The following is an 11,524-nucleotide window of genomic DNA, read 5'->3' as shown; positions in this document are numbered from 1 at the left end:
GCTCCGGGCGGCGTTCCGACGATGAGGCCAGCGAAAACACCAAACGCACCCTGCGACACCCCGCCGCGCCGCGACCTTGGTCGACACTGACTAACCCCTGCCATCGTGCGAGACTGTCTGTCCGGGCGGGAGTCCCGGGTGTCTTTTGTCTGGAGTTCCCATGTCGCTGTCCAGCGGGCTGATCGCCGCCGTCGCCCTGGCCTATATGGCCATCATGTTCGCCATCGCCTTCTACGGCGACCGTCGCAGCACGCCGTTGCCGCCGCGAGTGCGCGCCTGGGTGTACAGCCTGTCGCTGGCCGTCTATTGCACCAGTTGGACCTTCTTTGGCGCCGTGGGCCAAGCCGCTGAACAGCTCTGGTCTTTCCTGCCGATCTACCTCGGGCCGATCCTGCTGCTGGTGTGCGCGCCGTGGGTCCTGCAAAAAATGGTGATGATCAGCAAGCAGGAGAACATCACCTCGATTGCCGACTTCATCGCCGCGCGTTATGGCAAATCCCAGTCGCTGGCCGTGGTGGTGGCACTGATCTGCCTGGTCGGCGTTTTGCCCTACATTGCGTTGCAACTCAAGGGCATCGTGCTCGGGGTGAACCTGTTGATCGGTGCCGGTGCCGACGCCATGGGCACTCGCGCCCAGGACACGGCGCTGATCGTGTCAATGGTGCTGGCGCTGTTCACCATCGTGTTCGGTACCCGCAACCTCGACGCCACGGAACACCACCGCGGCATGGTCCTGGCGATTGCGTTCGAATCGCTGGTCAAGCTGTTCGCGTTTCTCGCGGTCGGCGCGTTCGTGACCTACGGCCTGTACGACGGTTTCGACGACCTGTTCGACCAGGCCATGCTCGCCCCGCGTCTGGAAGAATACTGGAAGGAAACCATCAACTGGCCATCGATGGTGGTGCAGACCGGCGTGGCAATGATGGCCATCATCTGCCTGCCCCGGCAGTTCCACGTGACCGTGGTGGAGAACATCGACCCTCAGGATCTGCGCCTGGCCAAATGGGTGTTTCCAGCCTATCTGGCGCTGGCGGCACTGTTCGTCGTGCCCATCGCCCTCGCTGGTCAGATGCTGCTGCCGAGTTCGGTGCTGCCGGACTCTTTTGTGATCAGCCTGCCACTGGCCCAATCCCATCCTGCCCTGGCGATGCTGGCGTTTATCGGCGGCGCTTCGGCGGCGACCGGCATGGTGATTGTCGCCAGTGTGGCGTTGTCGACCATGGTCTCCAACGACATGCTGTTGCCATGGTTGCTGCGGCGTAACAACGCCGAACGGCCGTTCGAGGTGTTCCGCCAGTGGATGCTCTCGGTACGCCGAGTGAGCATTGTGGTGATTCTGCTGCTGGCCTACGTCAGCTATCGCCTGCTCGGCTCGACGGCGAGCCTGGCGACCATCGGCCAGATCGCCTTCGCCGCCGTGACCCAACTGGCCCCGGCCATGCTCGGCGCGCTGTACTGGAAACAGGCCAACCGCCGTGGCGTATTCGCCGGCCTCGCCGCCGGGACGTTCCTGTGGTTCTACACCCTGATCCTGCCGATAGCGGCCCATAGCCTGGGCCTGTCCCTGAGCAGTTTCCCCGGTCTGGCCTGGCTGCACAGCAACCCGCTGAACCTGCCGCTCACTCCGCTGACCCAAGGCGTGATGTTGTCGCTGGCGGCCAACTTCACGCTGTTCGCCTGGGTGTCGGTGCTGTCACGCACGAGGGTTTCGGAACACTGGCAGGCGGGTCGCTTCATCGGTCAGGAAATCAGCGCCCGCCCCAGCGCCCGTTCGATGCTGTCGGTGCAGATCGACGATTTGTTGCAGCTGGCCGCACGCTTCGTCGGCGAAGAACGCGCCCGTCAGAGCTTTATCCGATTCGCCTACCGTCAGGGCAAAGGCTTCAACCCGAGCCAGAACGCCGACGGTGAATGGATCGCCCATACCGAACGTTTACTGGCCGGTGTGCTGGGTGCTTCTTCGACCCGGGCGGTGGTAAAAGCCGCCATCGAAGGTAGGGAAATGCAACTCGAGGATGTCGTCCGAATCGCCGACGAAGCCTCGGAAGTGCTGCAGTTCAACCGCGCGCTGCTGCAAGGTGCGATTGAGAACATCACCCAAGGCATCAGCGTGGTCGACCAGTCGCTGAAACTGGTGGCCTGGAACCGGCGCTACCTGGAGCTGTTCAACTACCCGGATGGACTGATCAGGCTTGGCCGTCCGATTGCCGACATCATTCGCTACAACGCCGAGCGCGGCCTGTGCGGTCCCGGCGAAGCCGAAGTGCATGTCGCCCGCCGCTTGCACTGGATGCGTCAGGGCCGCGCCCACACCTCTGAAAGACTTTTCCCCAATGGCCGTGTGATCGAGTTGATCGGCAACCCGATGCCGGGCGGCGGTTTCGTCATGAGTTTCACCGACATCACCGCGTTCCGCGAGGCTGAGCAAGCGCTGACCGAAGCCAACGAGGGCCTGGAGCGCCGGGTCACTGAGCGGACCCACGAACTGTCGCAACTCAACGTCGCCCTGACCGAAGCCAAGGGCACCGCGGAGTCGGCCAACCAGTCGAAAACCCGTTTCCTGGCGGCGGTCAGCCACGACTTGATGCAACCGTTGAACGCTGCGCGACTGTTCTCGGCCGCCCTTTCTCACCAAGACGACGGCCTCTCCGGTGAGGCGCAGAAACTGGTCCATCACTTGGACACGTCACTGCGCTCGGCCGAGGACTTGATCAGCGACCTGCTGGACATTTCCCGCCTGGAAAACGGCAAGATCACCCCCAATCCAAAACCGTTCGCGCTCAATGAGATGTTCGACGTCCTCGGTGCCGAGTTCAAGGCGCTGGCCCGCGACCAAGGGCTGAAATTCCGCGTCAGGGGCAGCACGTTGCGCGTCGACAGCGACATCAAACTGCTGCGACGAATCCTGCAGAACTTCCTGACCAATGCCTTCCGCTACGCCAAAGGGCCGGTGCTGCTGGGAGTTCGCCGACGCAAGGGCGAGTTGTGCCTGGAAGTCTGGGACCGTGGTCCGGGCATCCCTGTGGATAAACAGCAGGTCATTTTCGAAGAATTCAAACGCCTCGACAGCCACCAGACGCGCGCTGAAAAAGGCCTGGGGCTGGGACTGGCGATCGCCGACGGGTTGTGTCGCGTGCTGGGTCATACCTTGCGCGTACGCTCCTGGCCGGGGCGCGGCAGTGTGTTCAGCGTCAGTGTGCCGTTGGCTCGGGCGCAAACCGCGACCCCGACCAAGGTTGCCGAACTCAATGGCAAATTGCTGAGCGGCGCGCAGGTGCTGTGCATCGACAACGAAGACAGCATCCTGATCGGCATGAACAGCTTGCTCACGCGCTGGGGTTGTCAGGTCTGGACCGCGCGCAACCGCGATGAATGCGCGGCGCTGCTCAGCGACGGGATGCGACCGCAATTGGCACTGGTGGATTACCACCTGGACGATGGCGAGACCGGGACCGAACTGATGGCATGGTTGCGAACCCGATTGGGTGAGCCCGTGCCAGGGGTTGTGATCAGCGCCGATGGGCGACCGGAGACGATGGCCCAAGTGCATGCGGCTGGGCTGGATTACCTGGCTAAACCGGTGAAGCCGGCGGCGTTGCGGGCGTTGCTGAGTCGGCATTTACCGTTGTAGCGTGGCAGGCCTGAACCATGTCGTGGTGCAACTGCCGCCATCGCGAGCAAGCTCGCTCCCACATTGAACTGCATTCTATCTGGAAGAACTCGGTCAAATGTGGGAGCGAGCTTGCTCGCGATGGCGCTCCGAAGATCCTTTTGGCTACTCCGGCAATTCCGCCAACCCATCCACATCGGTCATCGCCCGCTCCAGCAAGTCTGCCGGCAGGCTCTTGCTCGCTCGTGCGCCAAGCAACTTGAGCTGCTCGCTACGGCTGACCAGATTGCCTCGGCCTTCCGTCAGCTTATTGCGCGCCGAGCTGTAGGCTTTATCCAGTTGCTGCAAGCGATTGCCAACTTCATCCAGATCCTGGATGAACAACACGAACTTGTCGTACAGCCACCCGGCCCGCTCGGCGATTTCCCGGGCGTTCTGGCTCTGGCGCTCCTGCTTCCACAGACTGTCAATGACGCGCAGGGTCGCCAGCAGAGTGGTCGGGCTGACGATCACGATGTTGCGGTCGAAGGCCTCCTGAAACAGCGTCGGCTCAGCCTGCAATGCGGCGGAAAACGCCGCTTCGATCGGTACGAAGAGCAGGACGAAATCCAGGCTGTGCAAACCGTCGAGACGCTTGTAATCCTTGCCGGCCAGCCCTTTGACGTGAGTGCGCAGGGACAGCACGTGTTGCTTGATGGCGATCTGGCCGATGGCATCGTCTTCGGCCGCGACGTATTGCTGATAGGCCGTGAGGCTGACCTTGGAGTCGACCACCACCTGTTTGTCGCCCGGCAGATAAATGATCACGTCCGGCTGGAAACGCTCACCGTCCGGGCCCTTGAGGTTGACCTGGGTCTGGTACTCGCGCCCCTTTTCCAGGCCCGCGTGCTCAAGCACTCGTTCAAGAATCAGCTCACCCCAGTTGCCTTGGGTTTTCTGGCCTTTCAAGGCGCGGGTCAGGTTGGTGGCTTCGTCGCTCAGGCGCAGGTTCAGCTGTTGCAGCCGTTCCAGTTCCTTGGCCAGGGAAAAACGCTCGCGGGCTTCAGCCTGATAGCTTTCTTCGACGCGTTTTTCGAAGGACTGGATGCGTTCTTTCAACGGATCGAGCAACTGACCGAGGCGTTGTTGACTGGTTTCGGCAAAACGCTGCTCGCGCTCGTCGAAGATTTTGCCAGCCAGCTCGGCGAACTGCGCTCGCAGCTCGTCTCGCGAGCCCTGCAGGTCGTTGAGGCGCTGCTGATGGCTTTCCTGCTGCTCACGCAACTCGGCGTTGAGCGAAGCGGCCTGGGCGTCCAGACGACGCAACTCAGCTTCTTTACCGGCGCGTTCCAGATTCCAGGCGTGGGCGGCATCGCGGGCATCGTCGCGTTCGATCTGCAGCAATTCGACTTCGCGGCGCATGGCGGCCAGGTCTGCTTGTTTGGCGGCGTTGGCCTGACCCAGATCACCTATTTCATCGCGACAGGCTTCGAGCTGGGCGTTCAATCCGTCCTGAGCCAGATGGGCCATGGCAACGCGTTCTTCCAAAAGTGCAACTTCTGACTGCGCGGTACTCGCTCGCCGCTGAAGTTGCCAGGCCAGTACCAATAACGGCAGCGCAGCACCCGCCAGACCGAGCAATGCGCTGGTCAAGTCCATAGCCATAGCCACTCCTGCCAATGAAATAAAGCTTGAAGGTTAACCAAGGCGTCAGGTCTTGGACAGCTCAGTCTTCGATCAGACCCAGTTCCTGCTGGGCGCGCCGATCCCCTGCCCGCGCGGCCGAACGCAAAAGGTCCTGGCCGATACGGCGATCCCGGGCATTCCCGCATTCACGGCACATCAGTTGACCGAGTCGGCTTTGCGCGGCCACGACCCCTTCACGGGCCGGCTGCTTGAGCAAACGTCCGGCGAAGTGTTTGACGTTGGGGTTTTCGCCCAGACGCGGGCTGTCCAGCAGCCACTCGGCCACACGCATCGAAAAGCGCTTGGGCGGGGTAACGCTGGGAGGTGTGGAGGTTGCAGAGACTGATACTGAGCGAAACTTCATAAAGCACTGTGGGGCAGATCGGAAGGCGCGCCACTCTACTCTTTTTTTCTTACAGGTAAAGCCTAAAAAAACCCGGCACGCCCGTCCTAGAGCAAGCGCTCGGGACAATCCACAGAAGCTGTGGATAACTCAGTGGACAACCGCCCTTGAACTCTCGCAAAGCCGTATGGAATGGGGCTCGCAGTCAAACTGACGATTTTTTCACCAGTAAAAAAAAGCGATGTTTTTCATTGACTTAAATTTTGGTTACAGGCACCCACTGCGTTTGAAGGGGAGATGACAGCGGCGTGACACCCTCCGTGACTTATGTGCACAAGTACCTTCGAGGCAGTTATATCGATGCGCTTTTACGGCGCATTTTTCGCCTGAACCTGGGGATAAACCTTGGCAAACCCATGATCCAGGCAGGTCCTGGCCCGATGAGCCGTGACTACCAATGGTCGGAATTTGTGCTATTACAGGGCAAGTCTGCGGGTCATGGCTTTTTCCGAGCGCCAATCCGTACGTTGAATCAGGGCATCCAGACATCTTTTTTGCTAACACACTTCCCTTCAGCAATTCAATCCGTTAGTATCCGCGGCGTTAGTACCAAGCTGAAAGTCAATTCTGGTCGAACAAATCCCCCCGGTCAGCCTTCCCAAAGGAAGCCTCCACCGACAAAGCGGGATCGACCACCTCGATGGTTTCCAGGTAAACCTTGCGTCAACACAGCCTTTGAATCGAAAGCAAAGGGTGTTGCGAAGATCACTTACTCTGACCGAACCAACCTGCAAATTGATCAGGATCTTCACCCCGGGCCCAGAACCTTTGCCCTTGATGTGTTGCCTGCCCTCCTAAGTACCTACCTGCCAGCCCAAGCGCGCCAATTTATCAGCGCTTCAAACTGGCTGCTTTGTTCCAGTCGGGTTCTTCGTTCGACCAATGGTGGTCGTCGTCACTGGAACGTTTTAACTTTGCACGGTTCTTATCCGTGTCGCTTGTAGGAACACCCAATGACTATGTCTACTCAAATCCACACCCAGGATGCCATTCGCACCCTAACCAATGCTTTTGCACCAATGAACTGCCTCATCATGGCTGCTCGCAAAGGCTGCTTCAGCTTCACTCTGGTCAACGAACACGGCATCGCTCGTCACAGCGAACGCCTGTACCCCGATCAATACTCCAGCGCCGAGCCGCTGCAGGCCGTGATCGAGCGTACCCGTCAGGCACTGGTTGCCTGATACGCCAGAAAGACTGAAAACCTCAAAAGCCTCGCTTAAAAAGCGGGGCTTTTTATTGCCCGATATTTCTCTTTTCGCTGTCACCGCCTAAGCACTAAGCGATATAACGGTTATAACTCGCAGCCGGAAATATTTTAAAAACAGGCCTTTACGGCGCGAATATGACACTACACTTCAACTCAAGCGGCCTAAACCGCTTCCGGCGAGCCTGAGTCGATTCACCCGCTGCCAAGGCCCCTTCAGGTATCGCCGACCATTTGATGTTTCGAGGGTTTTATGGGTATCGCTGCCAGCGAACTGTGCCGTTATGTGATCCGCCCGACATTGATCTACCTCGGGTGCCATAGCGCAACTGCCGAATCCCTGCTGCTGGGCGTTGCCGCCAGCCAGTCAGCCCTTGGAACTGCCCTGCATGACCGCCGTGGACACGGCCTGTACCGAATCGCCGAACCCCGCCATCAAGCACTTTGGGACCACTACCTGGCACTTGACCCGGAACGCGCAAGCCTGGTTCGCGGACTGGCCAGTCAGCATGCTTTCCTGAGTGGTCCGCACCTCGAACTGACCGTCAACCTGCGTTACGCCACAGCCATCGCCTGGCTGCTGGTAGAAGAACAGAACACCCCCCTCCCCGAAGCAGACGACCTACTGGGAATGGCCCGTATCTGGCGCCAGACCTTCCAGCCCCAAGGACGCCTGAGAGACTTCACCTGCGCCTGGCAAACCTGTGTTTCACCGCTGAATCAGGTCGCCTGCTGATCTGCCGCGCCCACAAGATCGCGCAACTGCTGCGATTTTGGTCGGATTGTCCTACAAAACCGCTCTAAATCAAGCATTACAGCCTATAGCGCTGGGACGAAAATGTTGGTAATTTTCGCCCCGGTGATCACCAGGAGTTCTAATAATGAAAAAAGTAATGCTCAAAACCACCCTTAGCCTCGCCGTTACCTTGGCATCCACCCAGATCTTCGCAAGTGGCTTTGCCCTAAACGAACAAAGCATCAGCGGGATGGGGACAGGTTTTGCCGGGCGATCTTCTTCTGCCGACGACGCATCCACCGTATTTGGCAACCCTGCCGGCATGTCTCGCCTCAAGCGCGAACAAGTGACCGGTGGTGTTGCATTCATCGACGCGCACACTGACATCAATGACGCCAGCTCAAGCCCGAATGGTGGTACCAACAAAGGTGACATGGTCCCTTTCATGGGCGTACCCATGGGCTACTACGTAAAGCCAATCGATGACCATTGGGCAGTCGGTTTCGGCGTCTACGCTCCATTCGGCCTGGTGACCGACTACGAGAACGGCTTCGCCGGCAGATACTTCGGCAGCAAGAGCGAAGTCAAAATCGTGACTCTGCAGCCAACCGTCAGCTACGCCTTCAACGACAAGGTGTCGATCGGTTTCGGTCCGACCATCAACCGCATCGACGGGACCCTGGAATCGAATCTGTCGCTGAACCCGCGCGCAGCGGACGGCACCGTCAAGATCGAGGGTGACGACACCGCGCTGGGTTACAACATCGGCATCATGGTTCAAGCCCTCGAAAGCACTCGCCTCGGCCTGACCTATCACTCGAAAGTGAAGTACAAGCTCGAAGGTGACACCAAGGTCAACTACGCCCTGCTCGGCCCACTGGGGAACCAGAAGTTCGACGCTTCGCTGGACATCACCACGCCTGAGTCGGTGGACTTTTCGGTCACTCACCAGCTGAACGACCAGTGGACCCTCTACGCAGGCAGCACCTGGACTCGCTGGAGCCGCCTGAAAGAGATCTCCGTTGAGAACGAAGGCGTTCCTGCCGCCCTGGCCGCACGCGGCTTTGGCACCATCACTGAAGAGCAGAACTGGCACGACACCTGGGCTCACGCCATCGGTGCTTCGTACCAGCTGAACAAGCAGTGGGTGCTGCGTACCGGCCTGTCGGTCGACCAGGCACCGACCAACAACACAAACCGCTCCCCTCGTATTCCGACTGGCGATCGCAAGATTTTCAGCCTGGGCGCCGGCTGGAGTCCGACCGACGACCTGACCATCGACGTAGCGTATTCGTACCTGCGCGAAGAGACGGTCAAGGTCAACAACAGCAACGGCCGTCAGAACTACAGCGCAGAGTATGAAAACTATGCGAACGGTTTCGGTGTTGGCGCGACCTACCGCTTCTGATGATTCACGGCGAACCTGAACCCCTCGCCGCCTGAATCAAAAAAGCCCCACTCTCTTGTACAGAGGCGGGGCTTTTTAATGGGTATCGATCAGGGTTGCGAGGCCAGTGCCTTTTCTACCGCCTCGATAAACTCAGGGTCATCAGGCTTGGTCAGGCTGGAAAAACTGGCGATCACCTTTCCCTTGCGATCAACCACGTATTTGTAGAAGTTCCACTTCGGCGCGATGCTCTGCTTGGCGAGGGTCTTGAACAAGTGCGTCGCGTCATTACCGCGGACTTTCTGCGGTTCAGTCATGGTGAACGTCACGCCGTAGTTCACGTAGCAGACCTTGGCAGTCTCTTCGCCATCCTTGGACTCTTGCTTGAAGTCATTGGACGGAACGCCGATCACCTCCAGCCCCTGATCCTTGTAACGCTGATTCAGCGCCTCAAGGCTTTTGAACTGCGGGGCGAAACCACAGAAGCTCGCAGTATTGACAACCACCAATGGTTTGTCGGCGAAGCGCTGGCACAGGTCGATGGACTCCTTGGCGCGCAATTTGGGCAACGAGCCTTGCAGCAGCTCCGGGCATTCGGCCGCTTGAGCCAATCCACTAAACGCTACCAGTAACGCGGGAACTGCGAGCCAACGCATCAACATGTCGGTGCATCCTTAGAAATCGTCAAAACCGAAGTTACTCGCCCTCACATGCTGCTAGCAAGCACCCATGCCCAGTTGCATCAACGCCAGCCCGCCCTGATGCCAGCCCCACCACGACAAGGCGAGCAGCAAGGCGCAGACAGCGGCGACTGCGATCCGCGGCCAGAGACTGTTCATATCGCACTCATCTGTGTTTGCAGGCGCGCCACCGGCTGCTCACGCACCGGCCAGTTCAGGGCGGCGGCCATCAGGCTCAAGAGAATCGCCACTTGCCAGATCAAGTCATAGCTCCCGGTTCGGTCGTACACCACCCCGCCCAACCAGCCACCGAGGAACGATCCGAGCTGGTGGAACAGGAAAACAATCCCACCGAGCATGGACAGATTTCGCACGCCGAACAAGGTCGCGACGGTGCCGTTGGTCAAGGGCACGGTCGACAGCCACAGGAAGCCCATCGCCATGCCAAACAGGTAAGCGGTAGTCGTCGTGACCGGCGCCCACAGGAACAACCCGATCACTACTGCCCGCAGCAGATACAAGCCCGTGAGCAAACGCGGCTTGGACATCCGCCCGCCGAGCCAGCCCGCCGTGTAGGTCCCGAATATATTGAACAGCCCGATCAACGCCAGCACCGTCGTACCGACGCTCGCCGGGAGGTGCTGATCCACCAGATAAGCCGGCAAGTGCACGCCGATGAACACCACCTGGAAGCCGCAAACAAAAAAGCCGAATGCCAGCAGCCAGAATCCCGAATGGGAACAGGCCTCGCGCAGCGCCTCGGACAGTGTTTGCTCATGGCCGAACACCGGTAGCGGCTTGTCCTTGAGCATGCTCACCAGCGGCACAATCAGCGCCACCAACAGGCCCAGCACCAGCAATGCCGCGGACCAGCCGAGCCAGCCGATCAACCCCAGCGTACCGGGCAACATGGCGAACTGGCCGAAAGAGCCGGCAGCGCTGGCAATGCCCATGCCCATGCTGCGTTTCTCCGGCGGCACTGCGCGGCCGACCACGCCGAGGATCACCGAGAAGGAGGTGCCGGACAGACCCAAGCCGATCAACAGGCCGGCACTCAGGGACAAGGTCACGGCCGAATCCGACAGCCCCATGAACACCAGGCCCAACGCATACAGGACACCGCCGACCAGCACCACTTTCGCGGCGCCGAAGCGGTCGGCCAGCGCGCCGGTGAATGGCTGCGCCAGGCCCCAGATCAGGTTCTGCAAGGCAATGGCGAAGGCAAACGTCTGACGCCCCCAGCCGAACTCGGCACTCATTGGCGCCAGAAACAGCCCGAAGCCGTGCCTTACCCCCAAGGACAACGCGAGAATCAGCGCACTCCCCAACAAAACCCAACCACAAGTACGCCACATCGATGTCATTCTTATTCTCCGGTAGCGGGTATATACCCGCTTAAGATCGGAAAAACCGGCATCAGGCCAGTTCGTCCAGCAGTCGCAGCAAGGTTTCACGTTTCTCGGCACCCAGACGGTCGATCAACCGCTGTTGCGCCGCTTCCCACGCGGGCAAGGCCGCTTTCAGGCGTTCAACACCGGCCTCGGTGAGCATGACGATGCGGTTACGCATGTCTTCGCCCTCGACCAGCATCAGCAGGCCTTCGCCTTCCAGCACCCGCAGATTGCGCCCCAAGGTGCTGCGATCCAGCCCCATGGCCTCGGCCAACGTGGAAATACTCGGTTTATCCAGACGCTGCAGATTACACAGCAGAGAATACTGGGCAACGTTGATCCCGAAGCCGTCGAGAGCGCCGTCGTAGTGCCTGCTGACGCCACGGGCGGCGCGACGCAGGTTGATGCATAAACATTGGGAGTCGAGCATGGTGCGTGTATATAC

Annotated in this window: 10 protein-coding genes; 4 read left to right on the top strand and 6 right to left on the bottom strand. The window is 59.7% G+C overall.

Annotated features, from left to right (window positions below):
• The first annotated feature begins 160 nt into the window (after window positions 1-160).
• Complete coding sequence (locus VD17_RS07455) at window positions 161-3,631, top strand: hybrid sensor histidine kinase/response regulator (protein WP_046053295.1); 3,471 nt, start codon at window positions 161-163, stop codon at window positions 3,629-3,631.
• 144 nt (window positions 3,632-3,775) lie between these two features.
• Here VD17_RS07455 and rmuC read toward each other — a convergent pair whose 3' ends face one another.
• Entirely contained in the window at window positions 3,776-5,119 is a 1,344-nt protein-coding gene (rmuC, locus tag VD17_RS07450) for a DNA recombination protein RmuC (RefSeq protein ID WP_185753113.1), read from the bottom strand.
• A gap of 196 nt (window positions 5,120-5,315) precedes the next feature.
• A complete protein-coding gene (locus tag VD17_RS07445) occupies window positions 5,316-5,639 on the bottom strand; it encodes a sel1 repeat family protein (protein ID WP_080931979.1) in 324 nt (107 codons plus the stop codon).
• Window positions 5,640-6,637: 998 nt separating this feature from the next.
• On the opposite strand from VD17_RS07445, the gene VD17_RS07440 reads away from it, so the two are divergent.
• From VD17_RS07440 to VD17_RS07430, 3 genes are all read left to right on the top strand, one after another.
• On the top strand, window positions 6,638-6,862 hold the full coding sequence (locus VD17_RS07440) for a hypothetical protein (protein ID WP_007898912.1): 225 nt from the start codon (window positions 6,638-6,640) through the stop codon (window positions 6,860-6,862).
• Window positions 6,863-7,138: 276 nt separating this feature from the next.
• Window positions 7,139-7,621: a hypothetical protein gene (locus tag VD17_RS07435; protein ID WP_046053293.1), complete on the top strand. Its 483-nt coding sequence runs from the start codon at window positions 7,139-7,141 to the stop codon at window positions 7,619-7,621.
• A gap of 145 nt (window positions 7,622-7,766) precedes the next feature.
• Window positions 7,767-9,029, top strand: a complete 1,263-nt coding sequence (locus VD17_RS07430) for an OmpP1/FadL family transporter (RefSeq protein ID WP_046053292.1) — start codon at window positions 7,767-7,769, stop codon at window positions 9,027-9,029.
• 89 nt (window positions 9,030-9,118) lie between these two features.
• Here VD17_RS07430 and VD17_RS07425 read toward each other — a convergent pair whose 3' ends face one another.
• Genes VD17_RS07425 through VD17_RS07415 form a run of 4 tightly spaced genes read right to left on the bottom strand, consistent with a single transcriptional unit; the run spans window position 9,119 to window position 11,509 of the window.
• Window positions 9,119-9,670 (bottom strand): glutathione peroxidase, encoded by a 552-nt coding sequence (locus tag VD17_RS07425; protein ID WP_046053291.1) that lies wholly within the window; start codon window positions 9,668-9,670, stop codon window positions 9,119-9,121.
• A gap of 54 nt (window positions 9,671-9,724) precedes the next feature.
• Complete coding sequence (locus VD17_RS32550) at window positions 9,725-9,847, bottom strand: hypothetical protein (protein WP_007977581.1); 123 nt, start codon at window positions 9,845-9,847, stop codon at window positions 9,725-9,727.
• A complete protein-coding gene (locus tag VD17_RS07420) occupies window positions 9,844-11,052 on the bottom strand; it encodes an MFS transporter (RefSeq protein ID WP_046053290.1) in 1,209 nt (402 codons plus the stop codon). The genes VD17_RS32550 and VD17_RS07420 overlap by 4 nt, the downstream gene beginning before the upstream one ends.
• Window positions 11,053-11,104: 52 nt before the next feature.
• Entirely contained in the window at window positions 11,105-11,509 is a 405-nt protein-coding gene (locus VD17_RS07415) for a MarR family winged helix-turn-helix transcriptional regulator (RefSeq protein WP_033055842.1), read from the bottom strand.
• Window positions 11,510-11,524 lie beyond the last annotated feature (15 nt).

This window comes from Pseudomonas fluorescens, from assembly GCF_000968015.1.
In the GTDB taxonomy this organism is placed as follows: Bacteria; Pseudomonadota; Gammaproteobacteria; order Pseudomonadales; family Pseudomonadaceae; genus Aquipseudomonas; species Aquipseudomonas fluorescens_W.
The sequence above is the reverse complement of the archived record's forward strand: the minus strand, read 5'-3'. Positions and strand labels throughout refer to the sequence as shown.

Excerpts from the sequence above, each read along its gene's own strand:
- VD17_RS07455 (WP_046053295.1), top strand. The coding sequence starts at position 161 with ATGTCGCTGTCCAGCGGGCTGATCGCCGCCGTCGCCCTGGCCTATATG.
- rmuC (WP_185753113.1), bottom strand. The coding sequence starts at position 5,119 with ATGGCCCATCTGGCTCAGGACGGATTGAACGCCCAGCTCGAAGCCTGT.
- VD17_RS07445 (WP_080931979.1), bottom strand. The coding sequence starts at position 5,639 with ATGAAGTTTCGCTCAGTATCAGTCTCTGCAACCTCCACACCTCCCAGC.
- VD17_RS07440 (WP_007898912.1), top strand. The coding sequence starts at position 6,638 with ATGTCTACTCAAATCCACACCCAGGATGCCATTCGCACCCTAACCAAT.
- VD17_RS07435 (WP_046053293.1), top strand. The coding sequence starts at position 7,139 with ATGGGTATCGCTGCCAGCGAACTGTGCCGTTATGTGATCCGCCCGACA.
- VD17_RS07430 (WP_046053292.1), top strand. The coding sequence starts at position 7,767 with ATGAAAAAAGTAATGCTCAAAACCACCCTTAGCCTCGCCGTTACCTTG.
- VD17_RS07425 (WP_046053291.1), bottom strand. The coding sequence starts at position 9,670 with ATGTTGATGCGTTGGCTCGCAGTTCCCGCGTTACTGGTAGCGTTTAGT.
- VD17_RS32550 (WP_007977581.1), bottom strand. The coding sequence starts at position 9,847 with ATGAACAGTCTCTGGCCGCGGATCGCAGTCGCCGCTGTCTGCGCCTTG.
- VD17_RS07420 (WP_046053290.1), bottom strand. The coding sequence starts at position 11,052 with ATGACATCGATGTGGCGTACTTGTGGTTGGGTTTTGTTGGGGAGTGCG.
- VD17_RS07415 (WP_033055842.1), bottom strand. The coding sequence starts at position 11,509 with ATGCTCGACTCCCAATGTTTATGCATCAACCTGCGTCGCGCCGCCCGT.